Raw genomic sequence first — 23,744 nt, 5'->3', positions numbered from 1 at the left:
CGCATCCACGCCTGTGCCGGCCAATCGACGCCGCAGAGCGCCAGGCATTTTCTTAGAGCCGGGTCGATTTTGAAGCTATTTCAGCGCGGCGACGAGACCGGCATCGGGAAAGCAGGTCGCCGGGAGGCCGTTCTTTTCCTGCCACTTGCCGATCGAGCGGCGGGTCTTGAAACCAGGCAGGCCGTCGGCGCTGCCAACATCGTAGCCCTTGGTTTCCAAGGCCCGCTGCAGGGCGGCGATGTCGGAGCGGTGGAGATCGCCGACCTGGCCCCAGCTACCGGAAAAATTCTGATCGCCGTTGGCGATGCGGTCGGCGCCATGACCGATGAACAGCGCGTAGAGGTCGCTGGTGTTGTATTCCTTCAGCACGTACAAATTGGGGGTCGCGATGAAGGCTGGGCCGCTGCGTCCGGCCGGCATCAGCAGGAAGCCTTCCGCCTTCAGCTCGCTTGTCGGGAACGATTTGCCGCCGACTCGCTTGATGCCCATCGCGGCCCATTGCGAAATCTTTTTGCCCTGATCCGGGCCTTCCAGCGAACAGGAGACGCTCTCAGGCACGGTCACCTCGAAGCCCCAGCCGCGGCCCCGCACCCAGCCATGGTGAGCGAGGTAATTGGCGATCGAGGCCAGCACGTCAGGGGTCGAATTCCAGATGTCGGCGCGGCCGTCGCCGTCGAAATCGACGGCATGCTTGAGGAAAGAGGTCGGCATGAACTGCGGCTGGCCGAGCGCACCGGCCCAGGACGACTTCATCGCGCCGACCGGGGCCAGCCCGCGCTCGACGATCTCCAGCGCCGCCAGCAGTTCGGTGCGGAAGAAATCCTTTTTCGTCGACATGAACGCCTTGGTGCCCAGCACCTCGAAGGCGTCGTAGGGCATCTTCGCCGCACCGAAACCGGTTTCGCGGCCCCATATGGCCAGCACGATCTCGCCCGGCACGCCGTAGCGTTTCTCGATCAGCCCCAGCACTCGGGCGTTGGCGCTCTTTCGAGCCCGACCGCCGGAGGTGACGGCGCCGATGATCTTCTCGGCGAAATAGGCGCCGGGCGGACCGAACTCGGCCTGATGCTGCTTCTGGGGCGTCGCCGGCTTCTCACCGGGCATGACGAGGTCAGGGAGTTTCAGGTTCGGTTTCACGCCGATGAAGGCGGCGTCGAAGGTTTTCCTTGAAATGCCTTTGGCCTTGGCCTCGGGCCAGAGGTCGTTCTGCAGCCATGCCTGGAACTGGTCATCGATGGGGGCTGCGCGGGTGGGAAGGGTGAGGAGGAAAAGAACGAAAGCTGCAAAGAGGGGAAGGAGAGTCAATGTTCGATGCTTGCGTTCCTTCACACGCAGTGCAATCGCGTCAGAAGAAGAATCCGTCACAAACCCCGTCCCCTCAAAACGCCGTCCGCGAGCGCAGCGCGGCGGCCAGCGTGCCTTCGTCGAGATAGTCGAGTTCACCGCCGACCGGCACGCCGTGCGCCAGCCGCGTTATCTTGACTTCGAAGCCGGAGATCTGATCGGTGAGGTAGTGCGCGGTGGTCTGGCCCTCGACCGTCGCGTTGACGGCGAGGATGACCTCCTTGACCTCGCCGCCGGCGATCCGGTCGATAAGCGAGCGGATGTTGAGCTGGTCGGGGCCGATGCCATCCAGCGGCGACAGCGTGCCGCCGAGCACGTGGTAGCGCACATTCATCGCTGCCGCCCGCTCCAGCGCCCAGAGATCCGACACGTCCTCGACGATGATCAGGGTGGCGGCATCGCGGCGTGGATCCGTGCAGATCATGCACGGGTCCGACGTGTCGACATTGCCGCAGGTGGAGCAGATGCGCACCTTGTCGGCGGCCTCGCCCATGGCGCTAGCGAGCGGCGACAGCAACTGTTCCTTCTTTTTGATCAGGTGCAGGGCAGCGCGCCTGGCCGAACGGGGCCCAAGCCCCGGCACCTTGGCCAGGAGTTGGATCAGGCGTTCGATCTCGGGACCGGCGATTCGCTTGGACATCGCTCTGATCTAGTGCAATTCCAGGAAAAGTGCGAAGCGGTTTTCCGTCCGGAATTGCGTCAAACAACAGTCTGATCGGTTCATCGTTTCCGGAAAATGGTGATCCGACCCAGGATTTTTCAGGGCGCTTTCAAACACCCCCGATCGACGCAGGCTCGCCATGCTGCCATGCGAAGGAATTCAGTTGGCTTCGAGCGGTCGGCCCTGGCTGACGATCATCGCGCCGATGGCGTCGGTATTCTCGGGCGTCGACTGGAAGCCCATCGCCGCCTCTTGCGGCTCACCCTGGACCGAACTGATGACCGTCGCGTTCAAGACTCCGCCAAAGCGGGCGGCGTCCGGCTCTTCCATCGGCTCCTGCATGGCAATTTCGATCGGCTTCGCCGAAACCCTTGCGGACTTTGCCGTCGGCGCCACGGATGCGGTCAGATAGGTCTGCTGCGCGGGGGCAATGCGGGCGGGTGCCGGCCTGGCCGCCGGTTCGGCGGCGGCGGTCATGTAGACCTGTTGCGGCGGAGCGTTGCGAACGGATGCCTTGGCCGGGCGCGCCGTCTCGACGGATGCTACACGGGTCGCGGCCACCCCAGGCAGTGCGGCGGGCGGCTCGGCGGAGGCAACCATCGGCTCATCCGGCAGCGGCTGCCAGTCGCGGCCGCGCTTTTCGTAGAAGGCATTGCCGCCGGCAACCATGGTGTAGTGCATGTTCTTGTAGGGGAAGCGCAGACCGGCAGTGTGGAAATACATCGTGTTCTTGAGCTTGGCCTTCCGCTCGCCCTTGAGCACGGCGTCGGCCGCCTCCTCGACATCGGGCATTGCGCGCGAATTCATCGGCCTGGTCATGACGCCAGGCGCGAATTGCCCCGGCTCACCCACCACCTGGCAGATGGTGCTGCCATGGTTGCCCGAGCGCAGCCGGTTCATCACCACCGTGCCGACGGCGATCATGCCGTCGCGGCTCGACCGGTTGGATTCGAAGAACATCGCCCTTTCCAGGCATTCCCTGTCCTTCGGCGTGTGGCTGTAGGCGCGCGAACTCAGGAAACTCGGCGTGATGGCGTCGGTCAGGCTGGCGACCGACATGCCGTGCGAGGTGGTCTGGCTGCAGGCGGCCAGGAAAAGGGGAGACGTGACGACGCCGAGCAACAGCGGCGTCTTCCATCGCGTGGCGATCAACAGGTAACCCTCTCACTTCAATGCCCGCCCCAGGCCGCGGCAAGAATGAGACACTTTCGGGCAAAATGATGGCCAAAACGTTATTAGCCGCGCACTGTTGCCGAATTGACACAAAATCGAGGCTTTCCAGACAGATCGAGCCGTCGTTTCACACGGATGGTGACCGCTCTCTCTTCGTTTCGCCGCAATTCCCCTGGGTAACGCCATGCGCTTTTCCCGGAAAAACCGGCGCCAAGCTTTGCTGGAACAGCCTATCACCCGGCGGCGATTGCGGCCGGCTGGCCGGGTTCGACTTCTTCGACCTTCTCTGAAAACAGGCCTCGCGTGAGAAACAGCGCCCGCGCCTTCCGGGCCGCCGGCGCGATCTTGCCAGGCCAGTCGCTGTCGATGAACTCGGCCTTGGTAAAATCAGGATTGGTCTCGGAGGCCGCCTCCAGGAATTCGGCGATTTCCAGCACGATGGCGCGTTCGTCCTTCGAAAGCGCCGAGGTGCCGGCCTCGATCGAAGGCCGATGCACGAAATCCTCGAAGAGATTGAAGTAGCCCTTGATGCCGACGAGATCGACACCTGCATCGCAATCGGCGAGGATTTCCAGAATCTCGTAGATCCTGTTGCGGATACGCTGCTCGATCAGTCTTTCGGACGGCTCGACGATCATGGGCGAGCGGTCTCAGCTTCTGTGCATATCGTTGCCCCGGAACCGCCGCGCAGCTTAGAGCGATTCAGTGTTTGGTGGAATCGCTGAACCGCTCTAACCCTTTGTTTTTGCAATTCCGGACGGAAAACCGCTACGCACTTTTCCTGGAATTGCTCTAAGGCGGCATGCATCAGAAAGGCAGTTTCATTCCCGGCGGGATGGGCAGGCCAGCGGTCAGCGCCTTGGTCTTTTCCTGCATGATCTGTTCGACCTTGGCCTTGGCGTCATTGTGCGCGGCAAGGATCAAATCCTCGAGGATTTCGACCTCGTCTTCCTTGAACAAGGACGGATCGATCTTCAGCGACTTCATGTCGAACTTTCCGCTCAGCGTGACGCTGACCAGGCCGCCGCCGGCCTGACCGCCGGCTTCGACCGTGGCGATTTCGTCCTGCATGGCCTGGAATTTGGCCTGCATTTCCTTCGCTTTGCCCATCAGGCCGAGAAGATCTTTCATGGTCCGATCCTTTGCGGGTTAGTGCTGGATATCAGGGTTCGTCGTCATCGGCCGGCGGCTCTACCGGCATTTCGGCCTCGCTCGTTTCGGCGTCCGGCGTGTCGGGAATGCGCACATCGATGATCTTGGCGCCGGGGAAGCGGGCCAGAATGGCGGCCACGGTCGGGTCGCTCCTGGCATCGAGGAAGGCGTTTTCACGCTTCGTCGATTCCATTTCGGCCAGCGTCTGGCCGCCCTCTTCCTTCGACAGCGACACCAGCCAGTTGCGGCCGGTCCAGGCGCGCAGTTTGGTCGTCAGCTCGTTGAGCAGCATCTTGGGCGCATCATCGGTCAGGCTGACGTCGATGCGGCCAGGCTCGATGCGCACGAGACGGATGCAGCGCTTGACCAGCACCTTGAAGGCGATGTCGCGCTGTGCGTCGGCAAGGGCAACGATGTCGGCCAGCGATTTCAGCGGTACGGCTTGCGTCTCCGGCGCCGGTTGCGGGGGCGCCACGAAGGCGGCCGGAGCAGGCGTGGCCTCCACCAGCCGCATGGTCTGCGCGCCGCCCGGCCCGCCAGGCATGCGTGTCTGCGCCACCGCGCTGGTGCCATTGCCGCCATTGCCGGGGTTCACGGGCGCGCCGTTCGGGCGCGGCGCGGCGCCAGTCGCCGAGGCGCCGCTCTCCAGCGATCTCAGCGCCTCGTCCAATGTCGGCAGGTCGGCGGCGTGCGCCAGCCGGATCAGCACCATTTCGGCGGCACTGACCGGCCGGCTGGAAGACTGCACCTCGGGAATGCCCTTGAGCAGCATCTGCCAGGTCCGCGACAGCACGCGCACCGACAGCGCTCTGGCGAACTCGGCGCCGCGCTGACGCTCGTCCTGCGACAGCGAGGCATCGTCCATGGCGGTCGGCACGAAGCGCAGCCGCGTGACGAGATGGTTGAACTCGGCAAGATCGGTGAGAACGGCGGCCGGGTCGGCGCCGGTATCGTATTGCGCGCGGAATTCACCAAGTGCTGCCGCCACGTCACCCTTCATCACATATTCGAACAGGTCGACGATGCGGGCGCGGTCGGCCAGGCCGAGCATGGCGCGCACGGCCTCGGCGCCGACCGAACCGGCGCCATGGGCGATCGCCTGGTCGAGAATGGAGAGCGAATCGCGGGCGGAACCTTCCGCTGCGCGCGCGATCATGGCCAGCGCGTCGTCGTCGACCGAAATGCCTTCCTTGGCGGCGATCGAGGAAAGATGGGAGACCAGCGCCCCGGCATCGATCCGCCTCAAATCGAAACGCTGGCAGCGCGACAGGACGGTGATCGGAACCTTGCGGATCTCGGTGGTGGCGAAGATGAATTTGACGTGCGGCGGCGGTTCTTCCAGCGTCTTCAGCAGGCCGTTGAAGGCCTGCGTGGACAGCATATGCACTTCGTCGATGATATAGACCTTGTAGCGCGCCGAGACCGGTGCGTAGCGCACGCGTTCGATGATGTCCCTGATGTCGTCGATGCCGGTGTGCGAGGCGGCGTCCATCTCGATGACGTCGACATGGCGGCCTTCCATGATCGCCTGGCAATGCTCGCCGAGCACGGCGAGATCGACCGAGGGCTGGTCAACGGTGGCGGTTTTATAATTCAAGGCCCGCGCCAGGATGCGCGCCGTCGTGGTCTTGCCGACGCCGCGCACCCCGGTCAGCATCCAGGCCTGGGCGATGCGGCCGGTGGCGAAGGCGTTGGTGAGGGTGCGCACCATCGGCTCCTGGCCGACCAGCTCGGAGAAATTCGACGGACGGTACTTGCGCGCCAGCACGCGGTAGGCAGCGGCCTTGCCTGTCGCCAGGCTATCGCCCCCCGAATTTCCGGCTTCGCTCATTCGCCCGTTAAGCTCCAAAATGCCGCGCCCGAAGGCGCCGATTCCCGCGCATAGTCTCGCCCGCGCTGCAATGCGTCGTCAATGTCGCGAGGAGGGCCGATGAGGTGGGAGGCTGGAACAATGACCCGTTCCGGGCTCGTTAGGGCTGCTTCCTTCCGGACCTGACCCGGTTGGCGAGTGGATCGTCCACCACCAACCTCCCGCAGTCCATATCGGCAATTACGCGACGAAATGCAAGTGCGCAGGCAAATCGGCACCGCGAAACACGAGATTCGCTTGCAGGCCCGATGCAGCCGCTTTAGCGTTCATGAGTTTGAGTAAACCAAGAAAAGCTAGGAAACGCCGATGCTGCCGGGCCTGAAGGCCGGATTCACGCTGGATGCCCGGCTGGAGGCTGACAGCGAGCAATTGATGTGGCTTGGGCTGTGCGAATTGCGGATGATGAACGACCGCCGCTGGCCATGGCTGCTGCTGGTGCCGCAGCGGCCGGGCGCGGAAGAGATCCACGACATGACGCCGCTCGACCAGGCGATGCTGACCTTTGAAACCAATATGGTGGCGCTGGCGCTGAAGAAGGTGAGCGGCTGCACCAAGATCAACACCGGCGCGCTCGGCAACATCGTGCGCCAACTGCATATCCATATCGTCGCCAGGTCCGAGGGCGATCCCGGCTGGCCCGGCCCGGTATGGGGGCATGGCCTGCGCGAGCCCTATCACCGCTCCGACCTGCGCCGGTTTGCCGAAACGATAAGGGCGGCGCTATAAGCCTTCCCTGTATCCATTCCAAGCATGTCCATCCCAAAGTGCCAGAGTCCATATGAGCTTCCGCCTGTTTGACGCGCCCCTGCGCGAGCCGAGCCAGTTCGTCGGCTTTGCCGGCAATACGATCGACCGGCAATCCGAGAACCGCGCCGACGATTCTGTCGACAAGGCGCTGGCCGATCCGACAACAAGGCTGCTGCTGATGAATGGCGGCCGGCTCCAGCTAAAGATCGCCGATGGCGGTTTCGACCCCTGGTACCGCGTCGCCGAGAGCGAGCCCTTCAGTCCTTCCTTCAGCCAGGGTGTCTTGCTCGGGTTTTCCGAACAGGGGCCGGTGTTGGCGGTGCCGGCGGGCATCGATGCCGAACAGTTGCCCGAAACCGTCAAGGCGATCGATTACCGCTCGGTCTACATGCAGGGACTGATCGACGAGGCCGCCGCCGGCGCGATGGCGCAAGGGGCGGCCCTGCTCGCCTGGCACGCGAGCCACCGCTTCTGCAGCAAATGTGGCGCCGAATCGCAGATGCGGGCGGGTGGCTACAAACGCCACTGCCCCAATTGCGGCGCCGAGCATTTTCCGCGGACCGACCCGGTGGCGATCATGCTGACGGCGACGCGGGAGAAATGCCTTCTCGGGCGAGGCCGGCACTTCGCGCCGGGCATGTATTCGGCGCTTGCCGGCTTCATCGAGCCGGGCGAGACGATCGAGGCGGCGGTGCGCCGCGAAACGCTGGAGGAGGCGGGCATCCGGCTCGGCCGCGTCGTCTACCATGCCAGCCAGCCCTGGCCGTTCCCCTATTCGCTGATGATCGGATGCTTCGGCGAGCCGCTCAACGAAGACATCCAGGCCGATCTCAACGAATTGGAGGACTGCCGCTGGTTCTTGCGCGACGAGGTGCTGCTGATGCTGGAGCATACGCACCCTGACAAGCTGGTCACGCCGCCGAAGGCGGCCATCGCGCACCACCTCATCCGCGCCTGGGTCGACAGCGAACAGTGAATATCGAAGTCATTGCAGGAGAGACAAATGATCCGTCACACCGTCGTCTTCACGCTGAAGCACCCGCCGCACTCGCTGGAGGAAAAGCGATTTCTCGTCGACGCCCGCAAAGTCCTCTCGGCGATCCGGGGGGTTACCCATTTCGAGCAATTGCGGCAGGTCAGCCCCAAGAACGACTATCAGTTCGGCTTCTCGATGGAGTTCGCCGACCAGGCAGCCTACACCAGGTACAACGACCATCCCGACCATGTCGCCTTCGTGCGCGACCGTTGGGTGCCGGAGGTCGAAACCTTCATGGAAATCGACTACGTGCCGTTGGGCTGGTAGCTCAATCCGCCACCTTCCACTGCTCCCGCGACTCGCTGGCCGGATAGACGCCCAGGATCCGGACTTCGCGCGAGAAGAAGCGAAGCTCGTCCAGCGCCAGCTTGACCAGCGGATCGTCGGGGTGGCCCTCGATGTCGGCGTAGAAGAGCGTCGCGGTGAAGGCGCCCAGTTGGTAGCTCTCGAGCTTGGTCATGTTGATGCCGTTGGTGGCGAAGCCGCCCATGGCCTTGTAAAGCGCGGCCGGCACGTTGCGCACGCGGAAGATGAAGGTCGTCATCATCTTGACGTCCGGCGCCGGGCGCTCCGCCCATTGCCTGGTCTTGGTCAGGACGACGAAGCGGGTGACGTTGCTGTCGGTGTCCTCGACGTTCTCCTCGATGATGTCGAGCCCATAGAGCGTCGCGGCCAACGCCGGCGACAGCGCGGCCATGGTGCGGTCCCTGACCTCGGAGACCATTTTGGCGGCGCCCGCCGTATCCCCCGCGACCACTCCCTTCCAGCCGTTCTTGCGGATGTATTTGCGGCATTGGCCGAGCGCGTGGATGTGGGTGTGCACGGTCTTGATCTCTTCGCGCCTGACGCCAGGCAGCACCATCAGCTGAAAATGGATCGGCAGGAAATATTCGCCGACAATGTGCATCCTCGATTCCGGCAAGAGATGATGGATGTCGGCGACGCGTCCGGCGATGGTGTTTTCGATCGGGATCATGGCGAGATCGGCCTTGCCGGTCTCGACCGCGTTGAACGCATCCTCGAAGGTCGGGCACGGCAACGGCTCCATCGAGGGATAGACGTTGCGGCAGGCGGTGTCGGAATTGGCGCCCGGCTCGCCCTGGAAGGATATTCTGTTGGTCTTTTCAGGCATGCTGATGTCTCAGTTTGAAAGGATTTCCCTGGCACGTTCCAGGTCATGCGGCGTGTCGACGCCAAGCGGCAGCGACTGGACGATCTCGGCGTCGATGCGCATGCCGGCTTCCAGCGCCCGCAGTTGCTCCAGCCGCTCGCGGCGCTCCAGCGGCGACGGCTTCAGCGCGACGAAACGCTCGAGCGCGGCGCGGCGATAGGCGTAGAGGCCGACATGGTGATAAAGCGGTCCCTCGCCCCAAGGTGCCGTGGCGCGGGTGAAGTAAAGTGCCCGCAACCGCGTGCCGGAGAGCGGCGACCCGACGATCTTGACGACGTTCGGATTGGTCTTTTCCTCCTCGCGGACGATCTCGACGCCGAGCGTGGCTATATCCACCGCGGCGTCCTCGAATGGCCTGAGCGAGGCGGCGATGATGGCGGGATCGATGGTCGGCAGGTCGCCCTGCACGTTGACGATCGTTTCGACCCCGCCCTGGGGGTCAAGCGCGACCAGCGCCTCGTGGATGCGGTCGGAGCCCGATTCATGATCGATGCGCGTCATGACGGCCTCGAAACCGTGCGCGCGCACCGCTTCGGCCACGCGCTGCGTGTCGGTCGCCACCACCACCCGGCCGAGGCCGGCTTCGGCCGCGCGGCGCGCGACGTGGACGATCATCGGGGCGCCGGATATATCGGCCAGCGGCTTGCCCGGCAGGCGCGTCGAGGCCATGCGGGCCGGTATCAGGATCAAGGTGGACATCGGTCTGGCAGGGCGTTCGAAAAGAGGAGGGGAAAAGTGGCAAAAGGTCTCACTGGCAGCGCCCTTATAGGTGTTGCAACGCCGGAGCAAAAGACCTAGTTTCCGCCCGATTTGACCGGCTCTGGAGGCTGGTGTCGATACCGACGGACGGAGTGGACGGATCAGTCCGCCGGAAAAGGGAGCAAGGGGCGTATGGATTCCAACGAAGTCAACAAGCTGCTCGCCGGATTGCTCGGAACCGTTTTCGTCGTTTTCTCGGTCGGGCTGGTGTCGGACGCGCTGTTTGCCTCGCCGGCCCCGGAAAAGCCTGGCTTCGCCATCGAGGCCGCGGAGCCCACCGAAGGTGGCGCCGCCGCTCCGGCAGCGGCTGAAAAGCCGATCGCCGACCTCCTGGCCAGCGCCAGCGCCGAAAAGGGCGCGGCCATCTTCAAGAAGTGCCAGGCCTGCCATTCCGGCGAAAAGGGCGGACCCAACAAGGTCGGCCCCGATCTCTGGGACATCGTCGACCGCCCGGTCGCCGAGCATGAAGGCTTCGCCTATTCGGCCGGCATGAAGGAATTCTCCAAGGGCGGCACCGAGAAGTGGACCTACGACAACATCAACCACTTCATCACCTCGCCGAAGAAATTCGTAAAGGGCACGGCGATGGGCTTTGCCGGCCTGCCGAAGGAAGAAGACCGCGCCAACGTCATCGCCTATCTGCGCACGCTGTCGGACAATCCCAAGCCGCTGCCGGCACCGGGTGCCGCGGCGGACGCCTCCGCGCCCGCCAAGCCGGCCGATGGGGCCGCGCCGGCAAAGCCGGCTGACGGTGCCGCTCCGGCAGCACCAGCTCCCGCTGCTCCGGCACCCGCCAAATAATCAGATTATATCGCGACGATCTTGAAAAAGCCGGGTTCAGCCCGGCTTTTTTGTCGAGAAAACGCGTGGTGCGGCGACAAAGCCGGGCCTTCGCGGTTTTCACGAGCGCCAAATCATCTAGGATCACCGCTTCTGGATGATCTGGCACGTATCGCGAAGAGGATGGTGCATGACGGTTGGCCGAATGCTTCTGAGGTCGATGTTGGCGGCGACCCTGCTGGCGGCGGGGTTGCAGACGACCCTGGCCGACGAGTGGCGCACAACCTCATCGCTGATCGGCGAATCCAAATACGGCGACAATTTCCAGCACTACGACTACGTCAATCCGAACGCGCCGAAAGGCGGCACGCTCAATTCGGTGGTGCTCGGCACCTTCGACAGTTTCAACCCCTACATCGTCCAGGGAACGCCGGCGGCGGGCCTGGTCGGTTTCGGCGGCGGCTTGCTCTACGACACGCTGATGGAGCAGGCGACCGACGAAGGCAGCACCAGTCATCCGTTGATCGCGGATGCCTACAAATATCCCGCCGACTACTCCTCGGCGACCTACCGGCTCGATCCGCGCGCCAAATGGCATGACGGCCAGCCGATCACCGTCGACGACGTTATCTGGTCTTTCCAGGTGTTGAAGGCGAACAGCCCGCAATACAACCGCTATTTCGAGAACGTCACCGACGCCGTGGCGGTCTCCGACCACGAGGTCGAGTTCCATTTCAACCAGAAGGGCAACCGCGAACTGCCCAAGATCATGGGCGACCTTGCCGTGCTGCCGAAGCACTGGTGGGAGGGGACCGATGCCAACGGCAAGAAGCGCGACATCACCAAGTCGACGCTGGAGATTCCACTCGGCTCGGCGGCTTACAGGATCGCCAGCTTCAAGCCGGGCTCCGAAATCGTCTGGCAGCGCGTGCCGGACTATTGGGCCGCCAAACTGCCGGTGAAGGTCGGCCGCGAGAATTTCGATACGCGTCGCTATACCTACATCCTCGACGACAACGCCGCCTGGCTGGCCTTCACCAAGGGTGGGCTGGAAGACATCCACCGCGAATACAGCTCGCGCAAATGGGCGACGGCCTACAATTTTCCAGCTGTCCAAGCCGGTGATGTCATCAAGAGGGACTTCCAGACCCAGTCGCCGCAGCCGATGCAGGGCTTCGTTCTCAACCAGCGGCGGCCGCAGTTTCAGGACCGGCTGGTGCGTGAGGCGCTGACCATGCCGTTCGATTTCGAAAGCATGAATCGCACCCTGTTCTTCGGCTTCAATACCCGCACATCGAGCTATTTCCAGGGAACCGAGCTGGCGTCCAGAGGATTGCCGCAGGGCAAGGAGCTGGAGATTCTTGAAAAATACCGCGACAAGCTGCCGCCCGAACTCTTCACCCAGGAATTCAAGCTGCCCGTCTACGATTCGCCGCAGGCGGAGCGAAAATACCTGAAGCAGGCTGTCGACCTCTTCGCCAAGGCCGGATGGGTCATCAAGGGCGGTAAGATGGTCAACGCCAAGACAGGCGCGCCGTTCAAGTTCGAAATCCTCGGCTGGAACGATACCGATCAGGTGATCGCCAGTCCCTACATCGCCAATCTGCGCAAGATCGGTGTCGACGCCTCGCTGCGCATCATCGACCAGACGCAATACATCAACCGCGTCAACAACTTCGATTTCGATGTCGTCACGGGCCTGTTCGGCCAGTCGGATTCGCCCGGCAACGAGCAGCGCGATTTCTGGAGTTCGAAGGCGGCCGATTCACCCGGTTCGCGCAACCTTATGGGCATCAAGGATCCGGTCGTCGACGCTTTGGTCGATCGCGTCATCTTTGCCACCGATCGCGACGATCTCGTCGCCGCCACGCACGCGCTCGACCGTGTCCTTTTGTGGAACTTCTACGTGGTGCCGCAATATTACCGTTCCGCGGTCTGGCTGGCCTATTGGAACAAGTTCAAGTTCCCCGACAAGCAGCCCGCCTATGTCGGCGCCGACATCGACTCCTGGTGGATCGACCTCGACAAGGAAAAGGCGCTGGCGGCCAAATACAAGGGCGGCAATTGATGGCGGCTCTCCCGCGCCGCGATTTCCTGACGCTCGGCATGGCTGCCTTTGCCGCCGCGTTGTTGCCGGGTCGCGCCTTCGCCGATATCGCTGCCGGCGTCGAACTGCACGGCCTCTCGGCCTTCGGCGACCTCAAATACAAACCTGATTTCACGCATTTCGACTACGTCAATGTCGACGCGCCCAAGGGCGGCATCTTCAATTTCTCGCCGCCGAATTGGGCCTACAACCAGGACACCCAAACCTTCAACACGCTGAACTCCTTCGCCAACAAGGGCGACGCCCCGCCGCGCATGGAGATGTGTTTCGACGCGCTGATGGTGAGGGCGCTTGACGAGCCCGACGCGGTCTATGGCCAGATCGCCGACGGTGTGACGCTGTCGGACGACCGCAATGGCTTCACCTTCTCGCTTCGCCCCGAGGCGCGTTTCCATGACGGAACGCCGCTGACGGCGCAGGACGCGGCCTTCACCTTCAAGCTCTACAAGGAGAAGGGCCATCCCGACCTGTCGCTGTCGCTGACCCATCTCGTCGACGCCGTTGCCGTGGACGACCACACGCTGCGGCTGACGTTTTCCGGCAAGCAGTCGGCGCGCACCGTGCTCAACATCGTGGAATTTCCGATCCTGTCGAAAGCATTCTACACGGCCAATCCGTTCGATTCTTCGCAACTGAACCCGCCGCTCGGCTCCGGCGCCTACAAGGTCGGCCGCTTCTCGGCCGGGGCATCGATCGAGTACGACCGCGTGGCGGACTATTGGGGCCGCGACCTTCCGGTCAATCGCGGCCAGAACAATTTCGAAATTATCCGTATCGAGTTCTATCAGAACCGCATGGCCGCCTTCGAAGCGTTCAAGAAAGGCGAGATCCTATATCGCGAAGAATCCGTCTCACGCATATGGGCGACCAGCTACAATTTTCCGGCTTTCACCTCCGGTAAGGTGATCAAGAACGAATTCCCGGCCGAAACGCGGCCGACGATGCAGGCCACTGCGGTCAACCAGCGGCGCGAACAGTTTCGCGACCCGCGTGTGCGCCAGGCGATCGCGCTCTGTTTCGATTTCGAATGGACGCGGCGCAACTTCTTCTACGGCTCCTACGAGCGCTCGCAGTCCTGCTTCGAGAAATCGGATTTTCGCGCCGAAGGGCTACCTTCGCCGCAGGAACTGGCTCTGTTGGAGCCGCTGCGCGACCATCTTCCGCCTGAAGTCTTCGGCACAGCAGTGACGCTGCCCGCATCCGACGGCTCCGGCCGCGACCGCAAGCTGCTTGGGCAGGCGGCAAAGCTTCTGTCCGCCGCCGGTTGGAAGCGGTCGGGCGACCTCGTCGTGAACGACAAGGGCGGCAGGCTTTCGGCTGAGTTCATGGTCGACGACGATACCTTCGTCCAGATCTACTCGCCCTGGGTCGCGAACATGAAGGCGATCGGCATCGACGCCACGATCCGGCTGGTGGATTCGGCGCAGTACCAATCCAGGCAGGCAACGTTCGATTTCGATCTGCTGTCAGCCGCCTTCTCGTTTTCGGCGACGCCGACGCGCGACGACCTCGAAGTTTTCTTCCATTCCAGCACCGCCAACATCCCCGGCTCGCGCAACTTGCCGGGCGTCTCGGATCCTGCCATCGACAGCTTGATCGACGCGGTGGGCGCGGCAAAAGATCGTGAAAACCTTACGGTCGCGATGCGGGCGCTCGACCGGGTCTTGCGCGCACGGCTCGATTGGATTCCAAGTTGGTTTCTGGCGAATCATCGAAGCGCCTATTGGGACATGTTCGGCTTTCCCGAGCAAAAGCCCAATTTCGGCTTTCCGGTCGAGGCGCTGTGGTGGGTCGACAAGGGCAAGGCGGCAAAGATTGGCAAAGGCTGAGATGTTCGTCCTACCGGGGCAGAAAGCCTGATGGGCGCCTATATACTGCGCCGCATCCTTTTGATGATCCCGACCCTGTTGGGCATCATGGCGATCTCCTTCGCCGTGATCCAGTTCGCGCCGGGCGGCCCGGTCGAGCAGGTCATCGCCAAGCTGACCAACCAGGGCGGCAGCGACCGCCTCGGCGGTGGCGGCGGTGATGCGGGCGGCTCCAATTTCGATGCGGCCAGCGATGTCGGCTCGAAATATCGCGGTGCCCAAGGGCTCGACCCGGAATTCATCAAGAAGCTGGAAAAGCAGTTCGGCTTCGACAAGCCGCCGCTCGAACGCTTCGGCATGATGCTTTGGAATTACGCCAGGTTCGATTTCGGCAACAGCTATTTCCGCGACATTTCTGTGCTCGACCTGATCCTGGAAAAGATGCCCGTTTCGATTTCGATCGGGCTCTGGATCACGCTCCTGTCGTACCTGATCTCGATCCCGCTCGGCATCCGCAAGGCGGTCAAGGACGGGACCCCCTTCGACGTCTGGACCAGCGGCGTCGTCATCGTCGGCTATGCCATTCCGGGGTTCCTGTTCGGCATCCTTTTGATGGTGCTGTTTGCCGGCGGCTCGTTCTGGGACTGGTTTCCGCTGCGTGGCATCGTTTCCGACAATTGGGACCAGTTGTCGTGGCCGGCCAAGATCGCCGACTATGCCTGGCACATGACCCTGCCGCTGACCGCACTGGTGCTGTCGGCCTTCGCCACGACGACGCTCTTGACCAAGAACTCCTTCCTCGAAGAGATCCGCAAGCAGTACGTGGTGACGGCGCGCGCCAAGGGCCTGTCGGAGCGGCAAGTGCTTTACGGTCACGTCTTCCGCAACGCCATGCTGATCGTCATCGCCGGCTTCCCGGGCGCCTTCATTTCGGCCTTCTTCACCGGGTCGCTGCTGATAGAAAACATCTTTTCACTCGACGGGCTCGGCCTGCTCGGCTTCCGGTCCGTCGTCGAGCGCGACTATCCCGTGGTGTTCGCCAATCTTTACATCTTTTCGCTTCTCGGCCTGTTCATCGGGCTCTTGTCCGACCTGATGTACACATGGGTCGATCCGCGCATCGATTTCGAGCGGAGAGACGTCTGATGTCGGAGGCAAGCGTTACCGCCGGTGTGGTACCGGTGCGTATCCCACGGCCGTTTCTGTCGCCGCTCAACAAGCGCCGCCTGCAGAATTTCAAGGCCAACAAGCGCGGCTTCTGGTCTTTGTGGATTTTCCTCGTCCTGTTCGTTCTATCGCTGTTTGCCGAATTCATCGCCAACGACAAGCCGGTCATCGCCTCCTACAAGGGCGAGATCCTGTTTCCGGTGCTCGTCGCCTACCCGGAAGAAAAATTCGGCGGCTTCTATGCCGTCACCGACTATCGCGACCCGGTGATCCAGGACGAGATCAACGCCCATGGCTGGATGATCTGGCCGCCGATCCGCTATTCCTACCAGACCGTCAACAACGCCATTCCCGAAGCCGCCCCCGCCAAGCCGTCCTGGGAATATGATGCCAAGACGCGCTGCAACCAGTATCCGCAAGGAGCGGACGATCCGGCCTGCATCGTCGGCAACTGGAACTGGCTCGGCACGGACGACCAGGCGCGCGACGTGCTGGCGCGCGTCATCTACGGCTTCCGCATTTCGGTGCTGTTCGGCCTGATCCTGACCGCCGGCTCGGCCTTGATCGGCGTCGGCGCCGGGGCCGTGCAGGGCTATTTCGGCGGCTGGACCGATCTCCTGTTCCAGCGCTTCATCGAAATCTGGTCGGCCATTCCCGTGCTCTACCTGCTGCTGATCGTCGCCGCCATCCTGCCGCCGGGCTTCTTCATCCTGCTCGGCCTGATGCTGTTGTTTTCCTGGGTGGCGCTGGTCGGCGTGGTGCGGGCGGAGTTCCTGCGCGCCCGCAACTTCGAATATGTCAACGCGGCGCGCGCGCTCGGCGTGCCCAACCGCACCATCATGTTCCGGCATCTGCTGCCCAACGCCATGGTGGCGACGTTGACCTTCCTGCCATTCCTGCTCTCGGGCTCGATATCGACCCTGACCTCGCTCGACTATCTCGGCTTCGGCCTGCCGCCGGGTTCGGCCTCGCTCGGCGAACTGCTCAAGCAGGCGCAGCGAAACCTCAACGCGCCGTGGCTCGGCATATCGGGCTTTGTCGTCATCTCGCTGATGCTGTCGTTGCTGGTCTTTGTCGGCGAGGCGACACGCGACGCCTTCGATCCGCGCAAGACGTTCAAATGAGCGAAGTCCCCTTGCTCAGCGTCCAGAACCTCAGTGTCGCCTTCAGCCAGGGCGGCGGCCAGTCCGTCGCCGTCGACCATATCTCGTTCGACATCGCCAAGGGCGAGACGGTGGCGCTGGTCGGCGAATCCGGCTCCGGCAAATCGGTCTCGGCGCTGTCGGTGCTGAAGCTGCTGCCCTATCCCTCGGCCAGCCATCCGTCGGGCAAGATCCTGTTCCAGGGCGCCGACCTCTTGGCCATGAGCGAAAAGCAGTTGCGGCAGGTGCGCGGCAACAAGATCACCATGATCTTCCAGGAGCCGATGACTTCGCTCAATCCGCTGCACACGATCGAGCACCAGATCGTCGAAATCCTGAAGCTGCATCAGGGCATGGGCGACCGCCCGGCCAAGGCGCGCACGCTCGCGCTGCTCAACGAAGTCGGTATCCGCGATCCGCAAAAGCGGCTCGATGCCTATCCGCACCAGCTTTCGGGCGGCCAGCGCCAACGCGTCATGATCGCCATGGCGCTCGCCAACGAGCCGGAACTGTTGATCGCCGACGAGCCGACCACGGCGCTCGACGTCACCGTGCAGGCGCAGATCCTTGAACTGCTCGCCGGCCTCAAGAGCCGCAAGGGCATGTCGATGCTGTTCATCACCCACGACCTCGGCATCGTGCGCAAGATCGCCGACCGGGTCTGCGTGATGACCAAGGGCAAGATCGTCGAGACCGGGGCGACCGGGGACATCTTCGCCAGTCCGCAGCACCCCTATACACGCCATCTGCTTGCCGCCGAGCCGAAAGGCAAGCCGCCGGCCGCCAATGCCGGCGCCAAGCCTGTCATGACCGGCAAGGACATCAAGGTCTGGTTCCCGATCAAGCAGGGCTTCTTCCGGCGCGTCGTCGATCATGTGAAAGCGGTCGACGGCATCGATGTCACCGTGCGCGCCGGCCAGACGCTGGGCGTGGTCGGCGAATCCGGTTCGGGCAAGACGACGCTCGGCCTGGCACTGGCACGCATGATCTCGTCGACCGGAACCATCCAGTTCAACGGCCGCGACATCAACCAGCTCACCTTCAACGCCATGCGGCCGCTCAGGCGCGAACTGCAGATCGTCTTCCAGGATCCGTTCGGCTCGCTCAGCCCGCGCATGTCGATCGCCGAGATCATCGAGGAAGGGCTGAAGGTTCACGAGCCGAAATTGTCGCCCGACGAGCGCGACGACAAGGTGGCCGCCGTGCTGAAGGAGGTCGGCCTCGACCCCACGACCCGCAACCGCTATCCGCACGAATTTTCCGGTGGCCAGCGCCAGCGTGTCGCCATCGCGCGCGCCATGGTGCTCAACCCGCGCTTCGTCATGCTGGACGAGCCGACATCGGCGCTCGACATGAGCGTGCAGGCGCAGGTCGTCGATCTCCTGCGCAATCTGCAGGCCAAGCACGACCTTGCCTACCTCTTCATCAGCCATGACCTGAAGGTCGTCCGGGCGCTGGCCAACGATGTCATCGTCATGCGTAACGGCCAGATCGTCGAAGCCGGCCCTTCCGAACAGATTTTTGGAAATCCGCGCACCGATTATACCCGGGCGCTGATGTCGGCCGCGTTCAAGATCGAGACCGCGCCGACGGGCGTGGTCAGCGAATAATCCGCATGCGGAAGGAGTGAACGAATCGCGATGGAAAAAGGCCGCATCCTGCTTGCCCTCACCGGCTTTCATCCGCAGCGCTGGCGCGAGCTGTTGTCGGCCGAGCGCGAGGTGGTGCTGGAGCCGGACGGCGCCAAGGATCCGTCGATCACCTATGCGGTGGTGTGGAAGCAGAAGCCCAACCTGTTGTCGTCGCTGCCCAATCTGCGCGCCATCTTCTCGATCGGCGCCGGCGTCGACCACGTCTTCGCCGACCCCGGCCTGCCCGATGTACCAATCGTCAGGGTCGTCGCCGACAACCTCACACAGTACATGACCGAATATGTCGTCTGGAGGGTGCTCGACCATCATCGCCAGGGCCTGTTCTACCGGTCGCAGCAGCCGAAGAAGATCTGGCGCGAGGCGCAGCAACGGCCGGCCGGGGACATTTCCGTCGGCATCATGGGACTGGGCAATCTCGGCCGCGCAGCGGCCTCGGTACTCCTGTCGCTTGGCTTCTCCGTCAACGGCTGGTCGCGCACCGACCGGCCGATGGAGCGGGTGGCGACATATTGCGGCGAGGCCGGATTGATCCCCTTCCTCAACGCGACCGATATCCTGGTCGTGCTTTTGCCGCTGACGCCGGATACGCAAGGCATCATCAACTACGGCGTGCTGAAGGAGTTGCGCAAGCGCAACGGCCTCGGCGGCTCGGTGCTGATCAACGCCGGACGCGGACGCTTGCAGAAGGACACCGACATCGTGCGGGCGCTGGACGACGGCACGTTGAAGGAGGCAAGCCTGGACGTGTTCGAGGTGGAACCGCTGCCGAAGACGAGCCCGCTGTGGAAGCATCCCAAAGTGTTCGTGACGCCGCATGCGGCTGCGACCTCCGACCCCGTCCACCTGGCGCCGATCATGCTGCGCCAGATGGACGCTTTCGAACGCGGCGAGAAGCTCGACAATCTGGTGGACCGCAAGGCGGGTTATTAGCCGGACGTTACGCTCGTCTGGCCGGGTTTCGCTCCTGGAAACACGTCTTGATCGCGCTCGGCCAAGACAGTTGCGCTTGGCGGATCGGATTTAACCTGGCAGAGCGAACTTCTTCTGCTTGTCCGGCTTGCCGCAATCGCGGCGGTCCATGGACCGGTTCATCGCATCGATCTCGCCTGTCGCCTTGTCGCTGTCGCGCTGGGCCTTGGTACGCATGTCGGGCATGAACGGGCCGAAGCCCATGGCGGGATTGGAGAAAGTCGGCTTTGCGGTCGTCGGCAGGTGGTATTGCTGCGCCAAGCCGTTGCGCTGCGCCAGCAACTGATCGCATGGCACGCTGTCATATTGCAGCGATGATTCAACGTTGGCATCCTGCCGCTCTGACGCTGAATTGCCCACGCAGCCGGTGGTCGCCAGGCAAGACGCCAAGATCATCATGTTCCAGCGCATCGAAGTGCTTCTCCTGATATCCCGGCCTGATGCGACCAGTTCGCAAATATCAGTCGCGCACGCAAATCGGACTTTTTCGCAGCAATATGAAGAGCTGCCCTCATACGGCATGAGTTTTCCGTGCGACGACGGCGAGGCCCTTGACCGGCTCGCGGCGATCCTGGCGGATGGTCGTCGGTTCCAGCGCGATGATCGAGAAGCCGTTGGCCTCGAGGGTCCGTCCGACGTAGCCATCCGAATGGGCGTAGCGCCGCGATGGCTGCAGCGCGAAGTCGCCGCCGTCCGCCAGCCTCTCGACGGAAAAGGCAAACAGGCCGCCCTCGACGAGCAGGCCGGCGACCGTCCCGACCAGGCGTTCGAGCGCGCCGATATAGATCAGCACGTCGGCTGACGTCACCAGATCGGCCTTGTCGCCCGAATAGGAAAAATCCTGCAAATCCGCTTTTGTCAGCGCATCATAGATACCTTTCGCGCGCGCCTTCCTCAGCATCCTTGCCGAGATATCGACCCCCTCCAGCCGGTCGACGATCGGCCTCAGCCTTTCACCCATCAGTCCGGTACCGCAACCCAGGTCGAGCGCGAGGCGGAAGCGGCCCAGCCTTGCCTTGCGGATGGCAGCGTCGAGCACTTCGGGCAGCCGGTAGTCGAGCTTGCCGACCAGCATTTCCTCGAATGTCTCGGCATAGTGGTCGAACAACGTTTCGACAAAAGCACTGGGCGGCGCCAGGGAGACCGGACCTCTGCCGATCAGCTGCAGTTTGAGGGCCGCGCCCTGGCGATCGGCAGGATCGAGTTTCATCGACATCGTCCAGGCCTGTGCCGCGAGGTCGAGCCTGCCTGATGCCTCCTGCATCTCGCCGAGCCGAAACCAGCCCATTGCCCATTGCGGCGCCAGTTCCAGCGCGCCGAGCAGCAGCTCGGCCGCCGCTGCACCGTCGCCCGAGGCAAGGAGCGTCTCGGCATAGTCCGCACGGCGATCGGCATTCGGGTCGCCGGACGAGGTATGAAGCGGTTTCATGGTGATGGTTCCACCGGCAGGGTAGCCGGCCGGCCACCTCTGTAGAGCAAAGAATGCCGAAGCTGAAACGAATTGAGCGGGCTTTGCCAAGAGAGTCAGCAGTCTTGGACAACAGGCTTCCCGCGGCGGAATTATATCCTATCTTGGGGCCATGCGCGCCAGCGACCTGCTTCATCCCCGGCCCGAAGGCCTCTACTGTCCGCCGGGCGATTTCTTCATCGACCCGGTACGGCCGGTGAACCGGGCGCTGATCACGCACGGTCATTCCGACCATGCGCGTTCCGGCCATGGGTCGGTGCTTGCGACACAGCAGACGCTCGACATCATGGCACTTCGCTATGGCGAGGATTTTGCCGGCGCCCGCCAAGCCGCGCGGCTCGGCGAGGCGATTGCCCTCGATGGCGTCAGCGTCAGCTTCCATCCGGCCGGACACGTGCTGGGTTCGGCGCAGATATCGGTCGAACAGCAAGGCAAGCGCATCGTTGCCTCCGGCGACTACAAGCGACGGAAGGATGCGACCTGTGCGCCGTTCGAACCGATACGCTGCGACGTCTTCATCACCGAGGCAACTTTCGGCCTGCCGGTGTTTCGCCATCCGCCCGACACGGAAGAAATCGCCCGGCTTTTGAAATCGGCGGCGCAGTTCCCCGAACGCTCGCATCTGGTCGGCGCCTACGCGCTGGGCAAAGCGCAGCGCGTGATGCGGCTCTTGCGCGACGCCGGCTACGACAAGCCGCTCTACATCCATGGCGCGTTGGCCCGGCTCAGCGCGTATTACCAGAGCCAAGGCATCGATCTCGGCGAGCTCGAGCCGGCGACCGTCGAGGACGGCGACAAGCAGGACTTCGCCGGCGCCATCGTGGTCGGTCCGCCGTCGGCCTTCGCCGACCGCTGGGCAAGGCGCTTCCCCGATCCGATCTCGTGCTTCGCGTCGGGCTGGATGCGCATCCGCCAGCGCGCCAAGCAAGGCGGCGTCGAACTGCCCTTGATCATCTCCGACCATGCCGACTGGGACGAACTCACCGCCACGATCAAGGAGACCGGCGCCGAGGAAATCTGGGTCACGCACGGCCGCGAGGAAGCGCTGGTGCGCTGGTGCGAACTGGAGGGGATAGCCGCCCGGCCGCTGCATCTGGTGGGGTATGAGGACGAGGGCGATTGAGGTCATGAACCGCTTCGCAGAACTTCTCGACCGCCTGGTGCTGACGCCGTCGCGCAACGGCAAGCTCACTCTCTTGACCGACTATTTCCGCAGCGTCGAGGATCCCGATCGCGGCCTGGCGCTGGCGGCCATCACCGGCGACCTCAGGATTGCCGCGGTCAAGCCGGCCATGCTGCGCATGCTGGTCACCGAACGCATGGACCCGGTGCTGTTCGGCTATTCCTACGACTATGTCGGCGACCTCGCCGAAACGGTGTCGTTGGTCTGGCCGCAAACGCCTGGCAGGATCGCGAACCGCGAGCCGACGCTTGGCGAGGTGGTGGCGAAGCTGCAGGCGGCAAGCCGCTCGGACGGACCGAAGGTGCTGGCGGGGCTGCTCGACAGCGCCGGCATCTCGGCGCGCTTTGCCATCATCAAGCTGGTCACCGGCGGCCTGCGCATCGGCGTGTCGGCGCGGCTGGCCAAACAGGCGCTGGCCGATTTCGGCAAGGTCGACGTCGCCGAGATCGAGGAGCTTTGGCACGGGCTGTCGGCGCCCTATACGGCGCTGTTCGCCTGGCTGGAAGGCAAGGCCGAAAAACCGCGCAACACGGCGATGGCGCTGTTTCGCCCGGTGATGTTGTCTAACCCGATCGGTGACGGCGACCTCGAAAAGCTCGAGCCCGTGGACTATGCGGCGGAATGGAAATGGGACGGGATCCGCGTCCAGGCGGTGGCCGAAGGCGGCATCCGCCGGCTCTATTCGCGCACCGGCGACGATGTCTCGGGTGCCTTTCCAGATCTCGCCGACGCCATGCATTTTTCCGCGGCACTCGACGGCGAATTGCTCGTCGGCGATCCGCGAGAGGCGACCGGGACTTTCTCTGACCTGCAGCAACGGCTGAACCGCAAGACCGTGACAGCGAAGATGCAGCAGCAATACCCGGCGTTCATGCGCTGCTACGACGTGCTGCAGATCGGCGACGAGGACCTGCGCCAACTGTCCTTCCGCGAGCGGCGCGGCCGTCTCGAAGCCTTCGTCGGGACGCTCGACCCCAGCCGCTTCGATCTCTCCCCCTTCGTCGAGTTCGCGGACTGGCAGGCGCTCGAGGACCTGCGCCGTGCGCCACCACATCCGATCATCGAAGGCGTGATGCTGAAGCGCTGGGATTCGCCCTATGTCGCGGGCCGGCCGAAGGGTCCGTGGTTCAAATGGAAGCGCGATCCGCACACGGTGGACGCGGTGCTGATGTACGCCCAGCGGGGCCATGGCAAGCGCTCGAGCTTCTATTCCGACTACACGTTCGGGGTCTGGTCCGGGGCCGAGGGCGAGGAGGAACTGGTGCCGGTCGGCAAGGCCTATTTCGGCTTCACCGACGAGGAGCTGAAGCAGATCGACAAATATGTCCGCGACAACACGGTCGAACGCTTCGGACCGGTGCGCTCCGTGCGCGCCGACCGCGACAATGGCCTGGTGCTGGAAGTCGCCTTCGAGGGGCTGAACCGCTCGACCCGGCACAAATCGGGCGTGGCCATGCGCTTCCCCCGCGTTTCACGGCTGCGCTGGGACAAGCCGGCCAACGAGGCCGACCGCATCGAGACGCTGCAGGCGCTGCTCGACCGCTAGCTCAAATGC

At 63.5% G+C, this 23,744-nt stretch carries 22 protein-coding genes and 1 other RNA gene; 12 read left to right on the top strand and 11 right to left on the bottom strand.

Translation table 11 applies throughout. From position 1 onward, the window contains the following. Positions 1–75: 75 nt before the first annotated feature. From LB556_RS13285 to ffs, 7 genes are all read right to left on the bottom strand, one after another. Positions 76–1,305 carry a lytic murein transglycosylase gene (locus tag LB556_RS13285; RefSeq protein ID WP_224567713.1) on the bottom strand — a complete coding sequence of 410 codons (1,230 nt, stop codon included), beginning with the start codon at positions 1,303–1,305 and terminating at the stop codon, positions 76–78. A gap of 73 nt (positions 1,306–1,378) precedes the next feature. Continuing rightward, positions 1,379–1,984 (bottom strand): recombination mediator RecR, encoded by a 606-nt coding sequence (recR, locus tag LB556_RS13280; RefSeq protein ID WP_224567711.1) that lies wholly within the window; start codon positions 1,982–1,984, stop codon positions 1,379–1,381. 180 nt (positions 1,985–2,164) lie between these two features. After that, entirely contained in the window at positions 2,165–3,157 is a 993-nt protein-coding gene (locus LB556_RS13275; RefSeq protein WP_224567709.1) for a cell wall hydrolase, read from the bottom strand. Positions 3,158–3,411: 254 nt separating this feature from the next. Continuing rightward, positions 3,412–3,816, bottom strand: coding sequence for a hypothetical protein (locus LB556_RS13270; RefSeq protein ID WP_224567707.1), 405 nt, complete (start codon positions 3,814–3,816; stop codon positions 3,412–3,414). Between the two features lie 169 nt (positions 3,817–3,985). Next, positions 3,986–4,309, bottom strand: coding sequence for a YbaB/EbfC family nucleoid-associated protein (locus LB556_RS13265; RefSeq protein WP_224567706.1), 324 nt, complete (start codon positions 4,307–4,309; stop codon positions 3,986–3,988). 31 nt (positions 4,310–4,340) lie between these two features. After that, positions 4,341–6,161 (bottom strand): DNA polymerase III subunit gamma/tau, encoded by a 1,821-nt coding sequence (locus tag LB556_RS13260; RefSeq protein WP_224567704.1) that lies wholly within the window; start codon positions 6,159–6,161, stop codon positions 4,341–4,343. Between the two features lie 104 nt (positions 6,162–6,265). After that, positions 6,266–6,362, bottom strand: an RNA gene (gene ffs / locus LB556_RS13255) — signal recognition particle sRNA small type. Between the two features lie 144 nt (positions 6,363–6,506). Between ffs and LB556_RS13250 the strand changes: the two genes are divergently transcribed. From LB556_RS13250 to LB556_RS13240, 3 genes are read left to right on the top strand one after another with little or no spacing between them, the layout of a single operon-like run. Continuing rightward, positions 6,507–6,926 carry an HIT family protein gene (locus tag LB556_RS13250; protein ID WP_224567702.1) on the top strand — a complete coding sequence of 140 codons (420 nt, stop codon included), beginning with the start codon at positions 6,507–6,509 and terminating at the stop codon, positions 6,924–6,926. A gap of 52 nt (positions 6,927–6,978) precedes the next feature. Further along, entirely contained in the window at positions 6,979–7,923 is a 945-nt protein-coding gene (gene nudC, locus LB556_RS13245; RefSeq protein ID WP_224567700.1) for an NAD(+) diphosphatase, read from the top strand. A 27-nt stretch (positions 7,924–7,950) separates the two neighbouring features. Beyond that, positions 7,951–8,250, top strand: a complete 300-nt coding sequence (locus LB556_RS13240) for a Dabb family protein (RefSeq protein ID WP_224567698.1) — start codon at positions 7,951–7,953, stop codon at positions 8,248–8,250. 1 nt (position 8,251) lies between these two features. On the opposite strand, the gene LB556_RS13235 is transcribed toward LB556_RS13240, so the two are convergent. Further along, complete coding sequence (locus tag LB556_RS13235) at positions 8,252–9,115, bottom strand: prephenate dehydratase (protein ID WP_224567696.1); 864 nt, start codon at positions 9,113–9,115, stop codon at positions 8,252–8,254. Positions 9,116–9,124: 9 nt separating this feature from the next. Continuing rightward, positions 9,125–9,853 carry a 3-deoxy-manno-octulosonate cytidylyltransferase gene (locus tag LB556_RS13230; protein ID WP_224567694.1) on the bottom strand — a complete coding sequence of 243 codons (729 nt, stop codon included), beginning with the start codon at positions 9,851–9,853 and terminating at the stop codon, positions 9,125–9,127. Positions 9,854–10,045: 192 nt separating this feature from the next. Between LB556_RS13230 and LB556_RS13225 the strand changes: the two genes are divergently transcribed. The 7 genes from LB556_RS13225 (at position 10,046) to LB556_RS13195 (ending at position 19,499) form a co-directional block, all read left to right on the top strand. Next, on the top strand, positions 10,046–10,714 hold the full coding sequence (locus LB556_RS13225; protein WP_224567692.1) for a c-type cytochrome: 669 nt from the start codon (positions 10,046–10,048) through the stop codon (positions 10,712–10,714). A 169-nt stretch (positions 10,715–10,883) separates the two neighbouring features. After that, positions 10,884–12,761, top strand: coding sequence for an extracellular solute-binding protein (locus LB556_RS13220; RefSeq protein ID WP_224567691.1), 1,878 nt, complete (start codon positions 10,884–10,886; stop codon positions 12,759–12,761). Further along, positions 12,761–14,629, top strand: a complete 1,869-nt coding sequence (locus tag LB556_RS13215; protein WP_224567689.1) for an extracellular solute-binding protein — start codon at positions 12,761–12,763, stop codon at positions 14,627–14,629. The genes LB556_RS13220 and LB556_RS13215 overlap by 1 nt, the downstream gene beginning before the upstream one ends. Positions 14,630–14,659: 30 nt before the next feature. After that, positions 14,660–15,754, top strand: a complete 1,095-nt coding sequence (locus LB556_RS13210) for a microcin C ABC transporter permease YejB (protein ID WP_224567687.1) — start codon at positions 14,660–14,662, stop codon at positions 15,752–15,754. Next, positions 15,754–16,899 (top strand): ABC transporter permease, encoded by a 1,146-nt coding sequence (locus LB556_RS13205; protein ID WP_224567685.1) that lies wholly within the window; start codon positions 15,754–15,756, stop codon positions 16,897–16,899. Before LB556_RS13210 ends, LB556_RS13205 begins: the two co-directional genes overlap by 1 nt. Continuing rightward, on the top strand, positions 16,896–18,527 hold the full coding sequence (locus LB556_RS13200) for an ABC transporter ATP-binding protein (protein WP_224567683.1): 1,632 nt from the start codon (positions 16,896–16,898) through the stop codon (positions 18,525–18,527). Before LB556_RS13205 ends, LB556_RS13200 begins: the two co-directional genes overlap by 4 nt. A gap of 30 nt (positions 18,528–18,557) precedes the next feature. Then, positions 18,558–19,499 carry a 2-hydroxyacid dehydrogenase gene (locus LB556_RS13195; protein ID WP_224567681.1) on the top strand — a complete coding sequence of 314 codons (942 nt, stop codon included), beginning with the start codon at positions 18,558–18,560 and terminating at the stop codon, positions 19,497–19,499. A 90-nt stretch (positions 19,500–19,589) separates the two neighbouring features. Here the strand turns inward: LB556_RS13195 and LB556_RS13190 are convergent, their stop codons facing one another. Beyond that, positions 19,590–20,060, bottom strand: a complete 471-nt coding sequence (locus LB556_RS13190) for a hypothetical protein (protein ID WP_224567679.1) — start codon at positions 20,058–20,060, stop codon at positions 19,590–19,592. Then, the gene (locus tag LB556_RS13185; protein ID WP_224567677.1) at positions 20,050–20,967 is read right to left on the bottom strand and encodes a class I SAM-dependent DNA methyltransferase; all 918 of its coding nucleotides are present in this window, start codon (positions 20,965–20,967) and stop codon (positions 20,050–20,052) included. The genes LB556_RS13190 and LB556_RS13185 overlap by 11 nt, the downstream gene beginning before the upstream one ends. Positions 20,968–21,118: 151 nt before the next feature. Between LB556_RS13185 and LB556_RS13180 the strand changes: the two genes are divergently transcribed. Together LB556_RS13180 and LB556_RS13175 are read left to right on the top strand one after the other, a co-directional pair. Then, positions 21,119–22,129, top strand: a complete 1,011-nt coding sequence (locus LB556_RS13180; protein ID WP_224567674.1) for a ligase-associated DNA damage response exonuclease — start codon at positions 21,119–21,121, stop codon at positions 22,127–22,129. Between the two features lie 4 nt (positions 22,130–22,133). Continuing rightward, the gene (locus LB556_RS13175; protein WP_224567672.1) at positions 22,134–23,735 is read left to right on the top strand and encodes a cisplatin damage response ATP-dependent DNA ligase; all 1,602 of its coding nucleotides are present in this window, start codon (positions 22,134–22,136) and stop codon (positions 23,733–23,735) included. The last annotated feature ends 9 nt before the right edge of the window (positions 23,736–23,744 follow it).

The sequence above is a fragment of the Mesorhizobium sp. ES1-4 genome (assembly GCF_020164745.1).
Lineage (GTDB): Bacteria > Pseudomonadota > Alphaproteobacteria > Rhizobiales > Rhizobiaceae > Mesorhizobium.
Note: the sequence above shows the minus strand (reverse complement) of the source record. Positions and strands in the feature narration are given on the sequence as shown.